The organism is Moorena producens PAL-8-15-08-1 (assembly GCF_001767235.1).
In the GTDB taxonomy this organism is placed as follows: domain Bacteria; phylum Cyanobacteriota; class Cyanobacteriia; order Cyanobacteriales; family Coleofasciculaceae; genus Moorena; species Moorena producens_A.
Map to the genome: position 1 here is coordinate 1830000 of NZ_CP017599.1, position 18399 is coordinate 1848398.

Consider the following 18399-nt stretch of genomic DNA (forward strand, 5'->3'; position numbering starts at 1 on the left):
CCCAATCAACTTGTTGAAGCTAGAGGCTGCGGGAAAGTGATCGAATCCCTGAGCAACTTACTGGCAGCTATAACTTCCTGTCTTGCCCATTGATCTGCTGCCAAGATATCGTCTAAGGAAGGATTGGAACAGTTATCAGCTTGGTGGCGATCGCATACAGATTCAATACAACGAGCAATATCCAAATAACCAATTTTCTCCTCTAGGAATAGGGCAACTGCCTGCTCATTGGCTGCATTCAATACCGCTGGCATCGACCCCCCAGCCCGACCAGCCGCATCAGCGATGTTCATACAGGGATATTTCTGATGATCCGGTTCCCTAAAAGTCAAATTACCAGCTTTCACCAAATCTAGTGGTTCCCAATCGGTATAGATCCGCTCCGGCCATGACAGGGAATAGAGTAAAGGTAAGCGCATATCTGGCCAACCTAACTGAGCTAATACTGAAGTATCTTGTAGTTCAATCAAGGAGTGAATAATACTCTGGGGATGAATCACAATGTCGATGTGGTCATAATCCATGCCAAACAGGAAGTGAGCCTCAATCACTTCCAATCCCTTATTCATCAGAGTGGCAGAGTCCACAGTAATTTTACGTCCCATGGACCAATTGGGATGCTTTAGGGCATCAGCCACCTTCACTGAAGCTAACTTGTCCACAGACCAATCTCGGAAAGCCCCCCCGGATGCTGTTAGGATAATCCGCCGCAATCCCCCTGCTGGCACTCCCTGAAGACACTGAAAAATTGCCGAATGTTCTGAGTCAGCTGGTAGCAGCTTAATACCATGTTTTTCGACTAACGGTAGTACCACTGGACCACCTGCAATTAGAGTTTCTTTATTCGCTAAAGCAATGTCTTTACCCGCTTCAATAGCAGCAATAGTAGGCAACAAACCCGCACAGCCGACAATGCCAGTAACTACAGCTTCGGAATCACCATAGCGTGCCACTTCTACCACTCCAGCTTCGCCCCCTAAAAGAATAGGTTGGGGGTCAAGGTCAGCAATTGCTGCTTTGAGTTCTGGCAATTTATCTTGATCACGAATTGCGGCAATTATCGGTCGAAATTGCCGAATTTGAGCGGCTAACATTTCCACATTGCGCCCAGCTGCCAATCCCACTAACTGGAATTGATCGGGGTATTGATTAACAATATCGAGAGTTTGGGTACCGATTGAGCCAGTGGAACCTAAGAGTGTAATTTTTTTCACAATTTTTTTATAATTACCAACAACTCCCCTATCATACCGGGGCAATGGGAAGCCCATAAGTAACTCAACCCCATTAAAACAATTGGTAAATTTTTCTTATGGTACTGGCAATTTGGCAACAAACCTTACTGATTATAGGTTTTGATTAAGTTTTACCCCTATTGTCAGTGATAAGCAAGTCTTATGTAATCAATCACACAATGCAGACGGGATTAATGGGGCATCATATGGATAAAATCTATATATATAGGAGCTCTCAATTGGGTGAGGTACATCGTCCTTGGTTTTAGGGAGTAGGGATGCAGCTTGGTCTTGGGGGAAACTCCTAAGAGCGACTGGCGTCTACCCTTAATAATGAGGGTTAGGGGGGATTGCTAATGCCCCACGGGGTTTATCAGGTTCAAACCCTTGGGTCCGCAAACAGCCGTTCCCGATGAGCGACTGCATCAAGACATTGAATCTACCTCATAAGTATGATAAAAGCTAGATGTAATCAGTGATAAGCAAGTCTTATGTAGTCAATCACACAACTTAGATGGGATTAATGCAGGTACATATGGCCAAAATCTATATATATGTAGATGATGTGGTCTCTTCCCTATGAAAAGGTATTATCAGTGATTTGAGCAAAAGGTTGCATGAAAATTGAGACACTGGCAGTGCATGCTGGCCATAATATTGACTCAGCCACAGGGGCAGTAGTGTCCCCAATTTATCTATCTACTACATTTGAACGTCAGCCAGACGGCAGCTACCCTCAGGGTTATAACTACAGTCGAGACAATAACCCGAATCGGGATAGTCTGGAAAAATGCCTATCTAAATTAGAGGGGGGAGCAGCCGCCGCCGCTTTTTCTTCTGGTTCAGCTGCTACCTTGAGTATCTTCCAGGCTTTGTCCCCTGGAGACCATGTAGTGGCACCTATAGATAGTTACACAGGAACTGGGTTTCTCTTGCGAGAAGTTTTTGGCCCTTGGAATTTGGCGGTCACTTTTGTAGATATGGCTAATCCTACCACAGTGATGGAAGCAGTTCAACCCAACACCAAGCTGATTTGGATAGAAACGCCTTCCAATCCAATGTTAAGGATTACTGATATCAGCAAGATTGCCCATATTGCCCATAACCATAATGTCTATTGTGTTTGCGATAACACTTGGGCAACACCGATTAGCCAACGTCCATTGGAGTTGGGTGCAGATTTGGTTATCCACTCCACAACCAAGTATCTCGGTGGACACAGTGATGTCTTAGGAGGTGCCGTGATTACTAAGGTTAAGGATGAATTTTTTCACAAAATTAAAACAATTCAGATGGCTGGCGGTTCAGTAGCCGCCCCTTTCGACTGTTGGTTACTCCTGCGGAGCATTCAGACCTTACCCTACCGCATGAGAGCTCATTCAGAAAATGCCTTGAAGGTGGCACGATTTTTAGAAGAACACTCTAAAGTAGAAGCTGTTCATTATCCGGGATTGCCAAACCATCGAGGACATGGAATTGCTGCTGCTCAGATGAACCTGTTTGGGGGTATGATTTCTTTCCAAGTTAAAGGAAACAGGGAAGATGCCTTTGCCTTTACTGGCAAGGTTAAAGTATTTACACGAGCCACTAGCTTGGGTGGTGTCGAGAGTTTAGTCGAACATCGTGCTTCCATGGAATTTCCTGGTACCAGAACCCCAGACAATCTGTTACGGATGTCTGTTGGTCTTGAACATACTGATGATCTACTAGAAGATCTCGCCCAAGCTTTAGGTTAGTGAGGAGCCGTTGCACATTTGTGGGATGTTAGCATTTTTTGCACATAACTAAAAGTGGCTTATAGTCTACAGTTCAAACTTCCTTCGGCAAATAGGTACATCATCCTGTTATTGTGCAACGCCAGTAATGCAGAAGCATAATCCCATTACGAGGGGACGCACAAGTCGAAAGCCCCGCGTTTTTAAACCGGGTTAGAATTTACCGCAAGAATAGTGGAGCCTTTATAGTCGGCAGGTTATGAGTAAAAGTTTGAAGGTTTTTGTAATAAGGCTCCACTATTAATCAGGTTTCGTCTCCGGGATGAAGACTAGCAGCGACTTGAGTCGCCGTGAAAAAAATCTTGACTAGTACTTGACGCTTTTATATAAAATTGCTAGAGTAAAGACATATCGTTCCCGTAGCGCGACCGTTCGCGTAGCGTGACCGTTGGTCAAGGTCGAGGAGGTCGAATTTCGTTCGCGTAGCGTGATCTAAGGTCAATGATCATTCTAGAGTTTAAAGCCAAGGGCAAAAAGTCTCAATATTCAGCTATAGACGAAGCTATCCGGACAGTTAAGTTTATCCGAAATAGTTGTATTCGCCTGTGGTTAGACAACAAAGGGACAGGAAAAAGTGACCTTAGCCGGTACTCTAAAATACTAGCTAAAGAGTTTCCCTTTGCTAATGAATTAAACTCTACCGCTCGTCAGGCTGCATCTGAGAGGGCATGGTCATCGATTGTTCGCTTCTACGATAACTGCAAGAAAAAAGTTCCAGGCAAAAAGGGTTTTCCTAGATTCCAAAAGCGTGCTCGCTCTGTCGAGTACAAGAAGTCAGGATGGAAGTTATCTCCTGATAAAAAGTCGATAACGTTCACAGACAAAAAAGGGATTGGAAAGCTTAAGCTAAAGGGGACTTGGGACTTATGGCGCTTCGACAAGAAGCAAATTAATCGGGTTCGGATAGTTAAACGAGCTGATGGGTACTATGTTCAATTTTGCGTTGCAGTTAACGTAAAAGAGGAAGTAGAGCACACAGGTGAAATGATTGGTCTGGATGTAGGACTCAAAGAGTTTTATACAGACTCCAATGGTCATTCTGAACCTAACCCCCAATTCTATAGAAAAGGGGAAAGACGTTTAAAATTTTATCAACGTCGGGTTTCCCGAAAAAAGAAAGGCTCATCCAACCGAAGAAAAGCGGTCAATATACTAGGTAGACAGCACCTTAAAATAAGTAGGCAGCGTGAAGAACATGCAAAGAGACTTGCACGTTGCGTAATCCGATCTAACGATCTGGTCGCCTACGTTCGCGAAGCGTGCCGAAGGCAAGATTTAAGAGTTAAGAATCTGGTAAAAAATCACTGTCTCGCCAAATCTATTAATGACGCTGGTTGGTATCAATTTAGGAAATGGTTGGAGCATTTTGGGATTAAGTTTGGCAGGATGACTGTTGCAGTGAATCCTGCCTACACTAGCCAGAACTGTTCTGAATGCGGTGAAACTGTTAAAAAGTCCCTATCTACTAGGACTCATGTCTGTGAATGTGGGTGTGAACTTGATAGAGACCACAATGCCGCTATCAACATCCGAAATCGAGCCATAAGTACGACGGGGCACGTCGGAACTTGGATTATTAATCCAAACGCTTCAGGAGATTTGGCCTCTACTGTCCTTGATTCCGGTCAGGTTCAGCAAGCCGAGTCATTGAGTGAAGAATCCCCGTCTCGCGATTAGCGGGGAGTGTCAATAGTTTAGAGATTTATGAGGAGTTATCGATTCTCTAGCGGCAGCACTCACCCAATCAACGAAAAAAGTCAAAAAGACAAAACAAACCAGCGTCATGCCCACACTCGGATAATCAAAGCTGCTCAGTTGTTCGGTCAACAATACCCCTAATCCTCCAGCCCCAACTAATCCTACAATGACCGTCTCCCGCATACACACCTCCCAGCGATAGAAAATATAAGCCAGAAAACGAGGTAAATTCATCGGGAATATCCCATAGAGAAACAAGAGTGCTCCTGGAGTTCCTTGTGCTTTTAAGGCTTCTAAGGGAGGCTTTTCCAAATTTTCATTTATTTCTGCCATCAACCTGCCAAGGATGCCTAGATTATGCAATCCTAGGGCGATCGCACCAGGTAAAACTCCCGGAAACATGACAAACATCACCACTAATGCCCAAATTGGGGCAGGAATAGCTCTGCCAAACAGTAGTATGATCCTGGTGAATACTAGGATAGACCAGCCTTGTAAGGCAGCTAATCGGGAAGCTTTTGGACTGGGATTGAGCAATCCCCCTGGTAGCAAAAAATTATGGGCTGCCGGAAAAGACAGAACAATCCCTACAAGACCAGAACCAGCACTGGCCAGGACAGACATAACTAGAGTTTGTAGTGATAACTTCCACAGCTGCGACAAGGGCACAGTCTTAAAATCGAGGGGAAATGATGCTTGGGCAATGTCACCCAAGAGTTTTTGAGTTCGGGGAGACCAAAACTTGCTCAGATCAGGACTGACATACAAAAACCCCAAACAGCACAAAGCCACTAAAATTAAAACTACTGTCAAATTAATCCGGCGGCGCAAGATGACACTACTGATGTCAATCGCAGCGCTTAATAAAACTAGGGCATAGAAAAATGTCCATAGTTGTTCGTAACGCAGAGACTGTAAACTCAGCAAGATCTCATAGCCCAACCCACCAGCCCCAACCAGTCCCAGTACAGTAGCTGAACGAATGGAACACTCAAAGCGATAGAGGGTGTAGGACAGGAGATTTGAAAAGGCTTGTGGAATGATACTGTAAAGAAAGGCCATCAAGGGAGACACGCCACTACTGAGTAATGCCATCAAAGCACCCCGGGGCGTTTCATCCAGAATTTCTGAGAAGACCTTCGCGACAATTGCCCCATAGGGAATGGCGATGGCCATAATGGCCGCCAGAGGATCTAAACCCCAGATACTGACAAAAAAAATGCCCCAGATCATCTCATGAATTGCTCTGGGGAAGGCCAGCAGTCCCCGAATTCCCAGCCAGATGGGTTGTCGCAGAGTCCAGTGAGGCAAGACTGTCAACCACCAAACCTGGGAGGTGATAACTCCTGCCACCACGCCGAGCAAGATACTCAGAAAAGTGCCGCAGGCGGCATAAGCTAGGGTGGTGAGGGTAGCCTTCAGGGTCAGCTGCAGAAACTCAGGACTCACTTCGGGGTGCAAACTCGCCCGCAAGAACCGCAACAGTTGGTAAAATCCTCCCACATTAACAAGATCTTGCTCAAAGATACCAGCTTTAACAACCGCCATCCCGATAAAAATGACAAAACAAATTCCCCACAGCAGGCTGCGATTCAGTAATGGTGGACGAGATAAACTTTGAGTCATCTAAGTTATTGCAACGGATTTTAATAGTATTTTGGTTTCAAGGGAACAGTGGATAAAGTAACAGGGAAAATCAAACGGGTAACAGGGAACACAAATAGAAATTTATAGAATACCATAACACCCTAAAACTAGAGGTTAATAGACGAAACCAACGAAATAAATGGTAGTGTAAATATGTAATAACTTAGCTTTACTGTAGTCAAAATTTAGAAAATTAATAGAACTACTTTGGTCACGGTAATATCGTTGATAAAATTAAAGTTTAAATCATCATTTTTGGAAGGTTTAGTTTGATTAATTTGACTCGATTAAAGATGATTTATAGACCTCTAATGTGTTTTAATATTTACTCCAAGTGCTATATAATTTGAGACGGAAAGGTTCCTAAAAATTTCAAACTATACATTCATCAGATCAGTCTCTGTAGCATATAATTTGTCGATCATGCTCTGAGACAAAACCCCTGGAGGAACATCAAAGACAATCTTTCCCCGTTGCAATCCCACCAAGCGATCGCAATGACTGCAGGCGAATTCGATAGAATGCAGACTAGTTACTAATGTCTTTCCCCCGGTTTCACTTATCTCCTTTAGCAAATCCATAATTTCCCGACTCATTTGCCTGTCCAGGTTAGAAATCGGTTCATCAGCAATAATCACGTCAGGATTTTGCACCAGCACTCTAGCTAAGGCAACCCTTTGTTGCTGTCCTCCAGACAGTTCCTCGGTGGGTGCATAAAGCTTTTCGGGAATTCCTACCTGAGCTAAAGCCTTGAGAGCAGTGTCTACCTCTTGGGGAAACAATAAAGAAACAAGAGCTTTCATCAATGACCAGCGTCCTAAATGACCCGCATTAACGTTATGAATCACCCGGAGGTTATTGACTAGATTGAACTGTTGGTAAACGGTGCCAAGGCGACGCTGTACCTGACGCAATTGGCGCGGGGAGATTCTAGCTAGATTACGACCTAAGACCCAGACTTCTCCTTGACTGGGGAGTAAAATGCCATTGAGCAGGCGGATCAAGGTACTTTTACCTGCACCACTCGCCCCCACTAGGGCAACTCGTTCCCCAGGATAAATCTTGAGGTTAAGGTTAGTCAATGCCCGAAACTGGCCAAATTGCTGGGATACCTGTTTGAGTTCAAAGATAGGAATTTTAGTCATTGGTGATTAGTGATAAGCTCTTCAGCATTTGGCGTTGCTTAATATTGGAATGATTTTAAAAGTTTTTAGGTGGGCTTTCCGCATCTAATTATTAAATTCGCCACGGGTCGCACCTGTGGAATGGCTGACGGGGTGACAAACAGCCTTAAAAGCTTTACGGGGTGTGGGGTGTGGGGTGATGGGTGTAGGGGAAGATCAGGAGCTGGCGGAGTGGCGACGGGACGGTTAAATCAGCTATATGAGCAATTGTTATCGCGCTTACTCACTCCAAATTCCCTGTCAGCCATGCTTTGCGCGAGTGGGGGAAACCCCCTGTTCCGAAGCTGCATCGCTTCTATTTTCCCCACACCCCACACCCCACACCCCATACCCTGTCTAGTTTTTAGCCTTTTTGTCACCCCCTCAGGTGGAATGGGCATCTTGCCTGTTCGGCGATCTTTTCTGGCTGGCAGGATGCCCACCCTACTCCTATTCAGCGCGAAGACTGACGCAACGCCACCTAAATTTCTCAAAGGTAACAGGGAACAGCGGATAAAGGAACGGGGAATAGCCAATTTAAATGTACATCAGCTTATTTACTTAATCTTGCCAATTTTCCGTCCAATTTTCTCAATTTGGGCATAGTTGTCATTTTTTGTAGAAATAAATTTAGTAGCTCCAAATAAATCAAGAATTTCTTTTTGCTCGGGAACATTAGGATCTAGCTTTAATAAGGCGGCTTGAACCCGCTCGACAAAATCATCCCCGTAGCGTTCTTTGACTTTAGGATTAATCACCCAGTGATAATCATAGTAAGCTGGAGTTCGCCAAATCAACTCTACTTTTTTTAAGTCCACATTTCCAGCTGCAACGCGACTCTTCCAGACCTGTTCGTTCAAGGCTCCTACCTTGTAGCTCCCTGCCTCAACCAATTGAATCGTGGCATCGTGGGATTTGGAAAACCCAACTTCACCTTTAAAATCGTCTAAGGTTACCCCTGCTTGTTCGAGAAAATACTGGGGCATCAAGCGTCCAGAGGTAGATGACTCACTGCCAAAAGTTAAGGTATGACCTTTCAAAACTTTTAAATCTTTAATATCCTTAATGGGTTTGAGCCCGCTGCTTTTATTGGCGATAAAAACGGTGTGAAATTCAGCATCAATATCCCGTTGAGCGATCGCTTCAGCCTCTTCTACCTGTAACCGTGCTTGAACCCCAGTCAGTCCACCAAACCAGACCAGATCCAAGTCCCCCACCCGAAAAGCTGTTACCGCTGCTGCATAGTCAATCACAGGCTTGTATTCTACCGGAACCTTTAATTCTGCTTCTAGGTAAGCTGCAAGCTTGCCGTAGAGTCGCTGTAACTTTTCAGGATCTTGATCGGGGATTGCTCCAGTGGTAAAAGATTGAACCTGAGCCCCATTTCCAGACGAGGATGTAGAATCGGAGCTAGGGGAACAGGCAGTAACCGGTAGTAATAGGACTAAAAGAAAACCTAGTAAGATTTTTTTGTTCATTGTTTTTTTTATTGATCATCAAACTGTGAAGATTATACTTTGGCAAAGGTAAAAATTTAATTTTTTTATCCCAGATTTCGCCGATCAAGTTGTAGTATGAAAGTAATACGCTAATAATTCTGTGTAGCTTGGCGATTTTTTTTACCTATAAATAGTGAATTTGGCGCTATCGATGTTTGATCAGCCACAGATAAAGCCTGATTATTACCTATGACACTGTCAAGTCTGGGATGTGGGTTTTATTGAAGCAAAATTAGATAAACTGAAGACAGCTTTTTCAATTTTTTCAACGGGTCTCATGCAGCCAGCTCCTCAACCGATCACCACAGATTTAGTCTTAGTTGGTGGTGGTCACAGCCATGCGATCGCTCTCAAAAAGTTTGCCATGAAACCTCTGCCTGGTGTCCGTATAACCCTGATTACCGACAATGCCCACACCCCCTATTCGGGAATGCTACCAGGTCATGTTGCCGGTTTTTACAGCTACGATGAAGCTCACATCGACTTGCGTCGTCTGGCGGTGTTTTCCAAAGCCCAATTATATTTAGACCAAGCGATTGGTCTGGAGTTAACTGAAAAGAAAGTAATTTGTGCCAATCATCCCCCTGTTGCCTTTGATTATTTATCCATTGATATTGGCAGTACGCCAGCAAGGGTTGGAACACCTGGTGCAGCTAAGTATGCGATTCCTGCAAAACCGGTTCCCCTGTTTTTGGCAGCCTGGGAGCAAATCGCTGCCCAGGTGGAACACAATCCCATGGGTCCTCTCACCTTGGGTATTGTTGGGGGTGGAGCTGGTGGAGTAGAACTGGCCCTGAACATGCAAGCAAAATTGCATCAAATTTTAACCCATGCCGGTCAACCGACGGAGAAGTTACAAATTCATTTATTCCATCGAGGCACACAACTGTTACCCCAGCACAATCGTTGGGTCCGGGGTCACTTAGAAAAAATTTTATTCCAACGAGGAATTAGAATCCATTTAAGGGAAGAAGTGAGTCAAATATCTGCTGATGCCGATCAATCCCAACCCCTCAAGGTGATCTGTGACTCTGGCTTAAAAGTTGAATGCCACCATGTCTTTTGGGTGACTCAAGCCTCGGCTCCCAGTTGGATTAAAGCCTCAGGACTAGCCACTGATGAGCGCGGGTTCATTCTCGTTGCCGATACCTTACAGTCGATTTCCCATCCCCATGTCTTTGCTACTGGAGATATTGCCACCATGCAAAACTACCAGCGGCCTAAAGCTGGGGTATTTGCTGTTCGTCAGGGAAAACCATTATTTGAAAACCTGCGACGGATTGTCTTAGGGCAAAAACTGCTCCCTTACCATCCCCAGGCTCGATATTTAAGTTTAATTGGCACCGGGGACCAAGAAGCGATCGCTTCTTGGTCATTTTTGGAGTGGCGCTCACCGCTGCTGTGGCTATGGAAAGACCAAATTGACCGTAAATTCATGGATAAGTTTGACGATTTACCGTCAATGGAAGCGGAAGAACCAAACAGTAGGGGAGATCAAGAGTCCAAAAGACAAGAAGACAATCTCTCCAGTTCCCTGTTGCCATCACCGATTAGCAAACCCAAAATGCACTGTGCAGGCTGTGGTTCAAAGGTCGGTAGTACAATTCTAGAAAAGGTGATCAAACGGCTGCCGATCATGGGAGGAGCCGATATTATGATTGGATTGGGGGACCCAGATGACGCAGCTGTTTTGCAAGTGCCAGCCGGTCAACTGCTGGTACAGACAGTGGATTATTTTCGTAGCTTGATCGATGACCCCTATATCTTCGGTCAAGTTGCCAGCAATCACTGTTTGAGTGACATTTTTGCCATGGGAGCAACTCCTCAAAGTGCCTTAGCCATCGTCACCATTCCCTACGGGACAGACGAAAAAATCGAAGAAACCCTCTATCAATTGATGTCGGGAGCCAATAAAATCCTCCAAGACTGTCAGAGTCCCTTAATTGGTGGTCATACCACTGAAGGCGCGGAATTAGCCTTTGGTCTGTCCTGCAACGGGCTAGTTCATCCCGACCAACTTTTGCGCAAAAGTGGGATGAAACCTGGGCAAGTGTTGATTCTAACCAAAGCTATTGGTACAGGAACACTGTTTGCAGCTGATATGCGCTACCAAGCTAAAGGTCGCTGGATTGAGCAGGCCATTGAATCCATGTTGCTCTCCAATCAAACCGCTGCCCAAGTCCTTCTTGAATCCGGCGCAACAGCCTGCACTGACATTACTGGATTTGGGCTGTTCGGACACCTGTTCGAGATGGTAAAAGCCTCCCAAGTGGGAGTTGAATTAGACTTAGATGCCATACCGATTTTGCCAGGAGCCATAGAAACCGTGGAAGCAGGAATTACCAGTTCCCTACACCCTCAAAATTTACGACTAGCCATCTACATAAATAATGCTACCCAGGTTGGTGATTTAGCCAAATACCAGTTGTTATTTGACCCTCAAACCTCTGGTGGACTCCTGGCTGCTATTCCAGCTGAAAACGTTGATGAATGTATCAAGAAGTTGAAAACATTTGGCCACAAGCAAAGCTCCTTGATTGGTAGGGTTATTCCTGCTCCGGAAACTATGCCAATTACCCTGAGGAATGTAGAATTGAGAATTGAGAATTGAGAATTGAGAATTGAGAATTAATAATTGAGAATGCAGTATTGGGCAGACACATTGACAAATCAATTCGGTAAACCCGCCCCGGTGATACCGGTGGGGCGGGTTTAGCTCAATTATCGTGTGGTTGCCAAATTTCGGGTGAACCCGCCCCTACATCAAGGGAGACAAATTGCATTTATAGGCGTACACCTATCGCATTATTAGATAATAATAGCAAAAAACGTTCAAAACACAAGGGAAGCGATCGCTCCATTTAGAAAGAGTTAGGGGAGTGTGGAATAGATTTTTTTCTCACTATCCCCATCTCCCTTGTCTACCTTACCATTTACATGGAAGCAGCAAGGATAAACGTTTCCCGTTTTCCCATTCCCGTTTTCCCATTCCCTATTCCCTCATGACAATTAGCAAAAGCCATACCTACTTTACACCGGAAGAGTACTTGGAAATTGAACGGGTTAGTCCCATCAAGCATGAATATCTTCAGGGTCAAATTGTTGCTATGGCAGCTGCGAGTAAAGCCCATGTCATTATCACAGGAAATCTCTCGGCTTTACTAGTAAATCATTTACGTGATAAAGGTTGCATCTCTTATGCAACTGACATGAAGCTTCGCTTGCCCTCCTTAAATCTCTTCTATTACCCCGATTTAGCTGTAACCTGTGACGACAGGGATCGCTACTCCAATGAAGACTTTATTATGCACCCCAAACTGATTATTGAAGTGTTATCAGACTCCACCGAAGCATTTGATCGAGGTGAGAAATTTGCCGACTACAAGACAATCGCAGAATTTGAGGAGTATGTGCTACTCCACCAAAAACAAATTCTAGTGGAGCAATTCCAGCGTAAGTCAAACAATCTGTGGGTTCCCCAGATCTATCGAGCCGGAGACACAATCAAGTTTACCAGCATTGGCTTTTCTTGTGCGATCGCCAAGCTCTACGAAAATATTGAGCAGCTGTTTTGACACTCCCCGGTCTAAAGACGCGGGGATTCCTAGATCTACGACCGGCCTTAAACCTCCGTATCCTTGCGGCAATACCTAAACCAAAAACCCGTCAAGACCAAGATTTCAGTTCAGTTTACGCGCATACCCAGCGGGCTAGTCTCCTTAGACGTTTGGTTACTTTTTGGCGAGTGCCTTATAGAGTCCGTTACTCCCCTGTTTCACCTGGTTTCGGCGTGCCCCGCCGTACCGTTGTTTTCTCAAGCTGTGCTTTGCTGGGTTCACACACCGATTGTTAGTCGATGATTGGGTTTTTAAGGAGGACTTTCCCTACCCTCCGGGCATTTCTTCTTTAAGGTCAAGCAGTGGCGGGTCTCTCTCCCGGTTGCGCCTCGGATTTTCAGCCTGTACCCATATCTAAATAGTACCCTTTTGCCAAAATAGTTGAGACGGGTGGCTAAAGCCACTATTCGCTTTCATCCCCGCTTTAAAAAGACGGGGTTTTCAGCGTTTAGACGCTGATAAGGCTTTTCCTAAGTCTTCGCCGAGCTCATTATCATCATCATCCGTACCAATATGCTGTTGAATAGTTTTGTCAGTCAACCAGAATCTTAAGTCATCTATAGGCGCACATCTATCCGGCTACCAGGGTAAACCGGGAGAAAATTCCGACCAAGAATAGCTCAATTGTCCAAAAGCTGAAGCCCTTGCTATCTAAAGCATCCCACCTTAAGTTCGAAGATATCTATCTAATTCTAAAATAATAATACCAGAAAACGTTGCAGAACACAAGGGAATTTCCCTAACACCTAACACCTAATCATAGTAGCAACCAATATCTACATTTTCTAGTACCCCCAAAGCATCGGGAACCAGCACAGCAGCAGAAAAGTAAAGGGTGACGAGGTAGGAGGCGATCGCTTTCTGGTCAATGCCCATCAACCGCACGGACACACCTGGAATCTCTTCATGTTCGCCAATCAAACCTGTTTTACGTAGCCCTACCACTCCTTGCTGCGCTTCACCCACGCGCATCAGCAGAATATTGGATTTGCCTTTGGCGTCCACGGCAAGTTTGTTACTGGCAATAATGGGAACCCCGCGCCAGGTGATAAAGGGCGATCCAAACAGGTTCACTGTGCCTGGGGGAACCCCACGACGAGTGCATTCCCGACCAAAGGCGGCGATCGCCTTAGGGTGGGCCAAGAAAAAAGCAGGTTGTTTCCACACCTTAGCCAAGAGTTCATCGAAATCATCGGGGGTGGGGGGACCTGTGCGTGTTGAGAGTCGCATGGAAGGATCCGCCCTGTGGAGTAACCCAAAGGCTCGGTCTGGATCACCATTGCCATCGTTATTGACAATTTCCCATTCCTTGCGCTCCCTTAGCCCTTCAATAGTCAAGCGCAACTGCTCTTGCAACTGATCTCTGGCATTGCTGTAGAGGTCACTGACCCGGGTATGCACCCGCACAATCGTTTGAGCCACCCTTAAGGGATATTCCGGCGGATCATCGTCATAGTCAACAAAGGTTTGGGTGAGGGTGGGTTCCCCTTCGTGACAACTTAAGATGTCAATGTTCTTTTCTCCGTCATCGTTTGCGGAAAAACCCTCTAAAATTCTGACATCCCGTCGGTTGACACGGTAAGTCCCCCCTGAAACTTCAACCCAAGGCAATAGCTGGAGCAACCAGCGTGGTGAAATGGCCCGCATTTGCAGCGGGGATTTGGTGGTACAGGCTAGTTTCTTGGCGGCCCGAACACTTACACTCTGTTGTGGCCGCTCCGATGTGTAAACCATAGAATCGGTTCTCTTAAACGATTAGGGTCTAAGAGTAAACGCATCTAATTGGCACGATTCCTATATATAGTGTATTTAAAATTAAATAAACACTATTTTATGTATAAAATTCCTTGTCAACAAGCGCAATAAAGCCTGGTTTATTGAAAAATACTCCCAGTTTATTGACAAGATGCGTTTACCCTGATTCTAATATTTAGATTGAGTTTTAGGATAGCTGGTGTTTGGCCTTTTTAATTGCTGCAATCAGCTTATCTACTTCTCCAAAGGTGTTGTAAAAGGCTAAGGATGGGCGCACAGTGCTAGTCAACCCAAACCGTTTCAGGGTGGGTTGGGCGCAATGGTGTCCGGCACGCACGGCAATGCCTTCACTATCCAAGAATTTCCCCATATCCTCTGAAGATATATTCTTAAGGGTAAAGGACAACGTACTTACCTTACCCGCTGCTGTGCCAATCTGGCGCAATCCTGGAATAGCAGCCATTGCCGCTGTGGCATAGGCCATCAATGCTTCTTCATGTTTAGCCGCTGCTTCAAAACCAATTTGATTGAGATAGTCAATGGCTGCCCCTAAACCTACGGCTGCCGCCAGGTTGCCGGTACCTGCTTCAAATTTAGCTGGAATGTCGTTAAAGGTAGTTTTTTCAAAGGAAACAGAATCAATCATGTTGCCACCACCTTGCCAGGGAGGCATCTCTTTGAGTAAAGCTGCCTTGCCATATAGAGCACCAATACCAGTGGGGCCAAAGAGCTTGTGACCGGAGAAAACATAAAAGTCAGCCCCCAGGTCTTGAACATTGGTTCGGAAATGGGGAACCGATTGAGCCCCATCGACCATAACCGTAGCACCATGGCGATGAGCCATAGCTGCCATGGTTTTGATGGGCAGCACCGTTCCCAATACATTGGAAACATGACTTAGGGCAACGATACGGGTGCGATCGCTGAGCAGTTTTTGATATTCCTCCAGTAGGATTTCCCCTTGATCACTAATAGGAGCAACCTTTAACACAGCTCCTTTCTCTTGGGCTAGCATCTGCCAGGGCACAATGTTAGAGTGGTGCTCTAAGGTAGTGAGCAAAATCTCATCCCCAGCTTTAACATGCTTGCGACCATAGGCTTGCGCCACCAGATTAATCCCTTCGGTCGTACCCCGTACAAAGACAATTTCCTTGGCTAAACTTGCGCCCAGAAACCGTTGAATTTTTTCCCGAGCGTCTTCGTAGGCATTGGTAGAGCGCGCCGCTAGGGTATGAGCCCCTCGGTGTACATTGGAATTATCCTGTTCGTAGAACTGGGATAGGGTATCGATCACGCTCTGGGGTTTTTGACTGGTGGCCGCATTATCCATCCAGATCAGTGGCTTGCCATGAACCTGCTGGTGCAGAATTGGGAAGTCTCGCCTTACCGCTTCCACATCAAAGCCATCTTTGGGCAGTTGCGAGGTTGGTTGCTCAGTGGAAGGCTTGGATGAAGTTGACTCCGCCGGTTTTGAGTCTGGCAAAAAGTAAAACTTAGGTGTGCTTCCAGGGGGCAGGGGCACCGCTGCTGGAGGTTCGGTTAGAGACTGATGCAGATCTGCTTCACTCAGAGGAATGCGACCAACCCCTTCCTCTAAAATGCTCAGGAACTCGGCACCGGGTAGCATCTCAACCTGAGGTAGAGCCTCGCTGGTGCTCCGTCCCCCAATTTGTTTGAGGTTTTGGATTTCCCCTTCCCCTTGACCTTGTAGCTCACGGCTTTGGGTTTCTATTACCCCTCCGAGTTGTTCGGGAGCCACCATGTTGCTACCGGATGGGTCACCAGCAGGTAGCATAGAGGCAGCAGAGGTCATGGTTGGAGACAGATTTGGCAAAAAGTAAAAATCGGGGGAACTTTCATCAAATAAAGACGCAGGTTGGGAAGAAGCCGCTGTTTTACCCTGGATATCAGGAGAGGATTGTTGGCTCACTGCACCAGGTTGTTCAGGGTTTAGCACCGTTTTAGCTTTTGGTTCAACCTCCGATCCTACCTGTTCAGGGTTCTGCAATGCTGTACTGGTAGATCCTGCTGCTCCCATCTGGTCTGAGCCAGATTGAGGGGAAGCCGGAAGAGCAGGTTCGGTTGGCACAACGGCTGCCATGCCTTGCTCAAACAGACGCTGTAATTCGGCTGAGTCGGGTAGGAACTCGCTGAGGCTGAGATCCCCCATCCCTGTCATGCCATTTTCACTGCTTGGAGATTGGCTGGGTACTTGACGCCCTGGCCGATTGGCTTCGGTAGCAGTGCTGGGTGCAGTTGTGCTTTTGGTTGCTGCCTCACTGGTTTGAGTCGGAGACAAGTTGGGGGTTTGTGCTGAGGAGATCTCAGGCATTAAGGCAGAGCCAGAGGTATCCCCCTGAGGCACTGACGTTAATGGGGCAGATGTGGGTGTTTTTCCCTGCAGATCAGGAGATTGCTGACTAGTTCCAGCCATCTGGTCTGGGGTTGACCCGCTGGACAGCTGCTGTTGAGCTTCAGCTCCCAATAGGTCTAGGCTCTCCAGACCAGACATAAGTTGTTGAGCCTCAGACATGATTGGGTCTATTATTTGGCCTAGACCCTGTAGGCTGGACAGCTGCTGTTGGGCATCAGACAGCAATTGCTCTGGACTTTGCCCACTAGTGGTCTGCTGGGGTTGAGCCTCCGGTTGCTTGGGACTCTGGCTGCTGGATTGGGATTGAGCAGCCGCTACGGGTTGACTTAAACCCTGTCCAGTCAACATCTGTGGTATCATGCCAGCTATTGCCTGTGGTGAGGTTAGCGGTTCGGGTAGCTGGGCCAAGAGCTGATTCAATATTTGATCTAACATTTGGGGATCGGATAGATCCCCTCCGAAAGAACTTTCAAGGGGTTGACTGTTCTGAGGCGATGGGGAAAGATTTAAACCTTGTTCTTCAGTCATAATTATGGTAGGTCGTAATATCTACGTTCTCCAGAACGCCTAGGGCGTCGGGCACAAGGCAGGCTACGGAAAAATAGGTGGTAATCAGGTAAGTGGCAATCGCCTGGTCATTGATCCCCATTAAGCGCACGGACACACCTGGCACTTGTTCTCCAGACACGCCAGTTTTGTGTAGACCCACCACCCCTTGGGCGGCTTCGCCAACTCGCATCAGCAGAATATTGGTTTTGCCCTCGTTTACCTTCAACTTATTACTCGGAACTACCGGAACCCCTCGCCAGGTGATATAGGGTGAACCAAATAGTTGAACGGTTGCAGGAGGAACACCCCGGAGCGTACATTCTCGACCAAAGGCAGCGATCGCTTGGGGGTGAGCTAAGAAAAATGCTGGCTGTTTCCAGACCTTTGCCAATAGTTCATCAAAGTCATCCGGTGTGGGTGGCCCAGTACGAGTGGAGATGCGCATAGATGGATCTGCGGCATGGAGTAAGCCATAGGCTTTGTCGGGATCACCATCACCATCATGGTTAATAATGTCCTTTTCCTTACGTTCCATCAATCCTTCAACGGTGAGGCGCAACTGCTCTCGCACCTGATCCGTGGCATTGCTGTAGAGATCACCGACTCGGGTATGAATCTTCAAGATGGTCTGGACAATACTCAGGGGATACTCCCGAGGTTCATCGTCGTAGTCAACAAAGGTTTGGGTGACGCTGGGTTCGCCTTCGTGACCACTTAATATTTCAATGTTCTTTTCCCCATCATCGTTCGTGGGCATCTCTTCTGTAACTCTGATATCTCGGCGGTTCACCCGGTAAGTACCACCTGAAACCTCAACCCAAGGTAGAAGCTTGAGGAGTAAACGTGGGGTCTTCCCCCGCATTTGGGGCGCTGTTTTAGTCGTCGTCGCTAAATTACGCGCTGTTTGAGTACTTAAGCTTTGTTGCGGTTGGTCTGATGTATAAACCATCTCTTAAATCCAAGCAGTACATTAATTTTATTCACCTGGATTAATATACTATTATGCTGAGGCCGACAGCAATTTAGAATAAACAAATCTTTTATCTTGTTAAGTAATCGGTAATATTTCTTAATTAACCATGGCTTA

At 46.2% G+C, this 18399-nt stretch carries 12 protein-coding genes; 5 read left to right on the forward strand and 7 right to left on the reverse strand.

The features are described from left to right. Positions 1 to 5 precede the first annotated feature (5 nt). Positions 6 to 1214 (reverse strand): 1-deoxy-D-xylulose-5-phosphate reductoisomerase, encoded by a 1209-nt coding sequence (gene dxr, locus BJP34_RS06985; RefSeq protein ID WP_070396529.1) that lies wholly within the window; start codon positions 1212 to 1214, stop codon positions 6 to 8. Positions 1215 to 1852: 638 nt separating this feature from the next. On the opposite strand from dxr, the gene BJP34_RS06990 reads away from it, so the two are divergent. Both BJP34_RS06990 and BJP34_RS06995 read left to right on the forward strand, forming a co-directional pair. After that, entirely contained in the window at positions 1853 to 2971 is a 1119-nt protein-coding gene (locus tag BJP34_RS06990) for a trans-sulfuration enzyme family protein (protein ID WP_070391723.1), read from the forward strand. A 480-nt stretch (positions 2972 to 3451) separates the two neighbouring features. After that, positions 3452 to 4687, forward strand: a complete 1236-nt coding sequence (locus BJP34_RS06995) for an RNA-guided endonuclease InsQ/TnpB family protein (RefSeq protein ID WP_070391724.1) — start codon at positions 3452 to 3454, stop codon at positions 4685 to 4687. Positions 4688 to 4696: 9 nt separating this feature from the next. Here BJP34_RS06995 and BJP34_RS07000 read toward each other — a convergent pair whose 3' ends face one another. Together BJP34_RS07000 and BJP34_RS07005 are read right to left on the reverse strand one after the other, a co-directional pair. Then, positions 4697 to 6334 carry a PhnE/PtxC family ABC transporter permease gene (locus tag BJP34_RS07000; RefSeq protein WP_070391725.1) on the reverse strand — a complete coding sequence of 546 codons (1638 nt, stop codon included), beginning with the start codon at positions 6332 to 6334 and terminating at the stop codon, positions 4697 to 4699. A 398-nt stretch (positions 6335 to 6732) separates the two neighbouring features. Next, positions 6733 to 7500 carry a phosphonate ABC transporter ATP-binding protein gene (locus tag BJP34_RS07005; RefSeq protein WP_070391726.1) on the reverse strand — a complete coding sequence of 256 codons (768 nt, stop codon included), beginning with the start codon at positions 7498 to 7500 and terminating at the stop codon, positions 6733 to 6735. A 285-nt stretch (positions 7501 to 7785) separates the two neighbouring features. On the opposite strand from BJP34_RS07005, the gene BJP34_RS38985 reads away from it, so the two are divergent. Next, positions 7786 to 8124, forward strand: a complete 339-nt coding sequence (locus BJP34_RS38985) for a hypothetical protein (protein WP_149030846.1) — start codon at positions 7786 to 7788, stop codon at positions 8122 to 8124. On the opposite strand, the gene BJP34_RS07015 is transcribed toward BJP34_RS38985, so the two are convergent. Further along, entirely contained in the window at positions 8076 to 8996 is a 921-nt protein-coding gene (locus BJP34_RS07015; RefSeq protein WP_070391728.1) for a putative selenate ABC transporter substrate-binding protein, read from the reverse strand. The two genes, BJP34_RS38985 and BJP34_RS07015, sit on opposite strands and share 49 nt — an antisense overlap. A 298-nt stretch (positions 8997 to 9294) precedes the next feature. Here BJP34_RS07015 and selD point away from each other — a divergent pair, with 298 nt between their 5' ends. Both selD and BJP34_RS07025 read left to right on the forward strand, forming a co-directional pair. Next, complete coding sequence (gene selD, locus BJP34_RS07020; protein ID WP_070396530.1) at positions 9295 to 11628, forward strand: selenide, water dikinase SelD; 2334 nt, start codon at positions 9295 to 9297, stop codon at positions 11626 to 11628. 391 nt (positions 11629 to 12019) lie between these two features. Then, on the forward strand, positions 12020 to 12592 hold the full coding sequence (locus BJP34_RS07025; protein ID WP_070391729.1) for a Uma2 family endonuclease: 573 nt from the start codon (positions 12020 to 12022) through the stop codon (positions 12590 to 12592). A 795-nt stretch (positions 12593 to 13387) separates the two neighbouring features. Here the strand turns inward: BJP34_RS07025 and BJP34_RS07030 are convergent. The 3 genes from BJP34_RS07030 to BJP34_RS07040 all read right to left on the reverse strand — a co-directional run bounded on the left by BJP34_RS07030 (position 13388) and on the right by BJP34_RS07040 (position 18261). Further along, positions 13388 to 14368 (reverse strand): family 2B encapsulin nanocompartment shell protein, encoded by a 981-nt coding sequence (locus BJP34_RS07030; protein ID WP_070391730.1) that lies wholly within the window; start codon positions 14366 to 14368, stop codon positions 13388 to 13390. 208 nt (positions 14369 to 14576) lie between these two features. Then, the gene (locus tag BJP34_RS50325) at positions 14577 to 17291 is read right to left on the reverse strand and encodes a SufS family cysteine desulfurase (RefSeq protein WP_418904112.1); all 2715 of its coding nucleotides are present in this window, start codon (positions 17289 to 17291) and stop codon (positions 14577 to 14579) included. Next, positions 17284 to 18261: a family 2A encapsulin nanocompartment shell protein gene (locus tag BJP34_RS07040; RefSeq protein WP_070391731.1), complete on the reverse strand. Its 978-nt coding sequence runs from the start codon at positions 18259 to 18261 to the stop codon at positions 17284 to 17286. Before BJP34_RS07040 ends, BJP34_RS50325 begins: the two co-directional genes overlap by 8 nt. Positions 18262 to 18399: the final 138 nt, after the last annotated feature.

What these genes read in the sequence shown, in the direction of transcription:
- BJP34_RS06990 (WP_070391723.1), top strand. Translation starts at nt 1,853, where the DNA reads ATGAAAATTGAGACACTGGCAGTGCATGCTGGCCATAATATTGACTCA.
- BJP34_RS06995 (WP_070391724.1), top strand. Translation starts at nt 3,452, where the DNA reads ATGATCATTCTAGAGTTTAAAGCCAAGGGCAAAAAGTCTCAATATTCA.
- BJP34_RS07000 (WP_070391725.1), bottom strand. Translation starts at nt 6,334, where the DNA reads ATGACTCAAAGTTTATCTCGTCCACCATTACTGAATCGCAGCCTGCTG.
- BJP34_RS07005 (WP_070391726.1), bottom strand. Translation starts at nt 7,500, where the DNA reads ATGACTAAAATTCCTATCTTTGAACTCAAACAGGTATCCCAGCAATTT.
- BJP34_RS38985 (WP_149030846.1), top strand. Translation starts at nt 7,786, where the DNA reads ATGCTTTGCGCGAGTGGGGGAAACCCCCTGTTCCGAAGCTGCATCGCT.
- BJP34_RS07015 (WP_070391728.1), bottom strand. Translation starts at nt 8,996, where the DNA reads ATGAACAAAAAAATCTTACTAGGTTTTCTTTTAGTCCTATTACTACCG.
- selD (WP_070396530.1), top strand. Translation starts at nt 9,295, where the DNA reads ATGCAGCCAGCTCCTCAACCGATCACCACAGATTTAGTCTTAGTTGGT.
- BJP34_RS07025 (WP_070391729.1), top strand. Translation starts at nt 12,020, where the DNA reads ATGACAATTAGCAAAAGCCATACCTACTTTACACCGGAAGAGTACTTG.
- BJP34_RS07030 (WP_070391730.1), bottom strand. Translation starts at nt 14,368, where the DNA reads ATGGTTTACACATCGGAGCGGCCACAACAGAGTGTAAGTGTTCGGGCC.
- BJP34_RS50325 (WP_418904112.1), bottom strand. Translation starts at nt 17,291, where the DNA reads ATGACTGAAGAACAAGGTTTAAATCTTTCCCCATCGCCTCAGAACAGT.
- BJP34_RS07040 (WP_070391731.1), bottom strand. Translation starts at nt 18,261, where the DNA reads ATGGTTTATACATCAGACCAACCGCAACAAAGCTTAAGTACTCAAACA.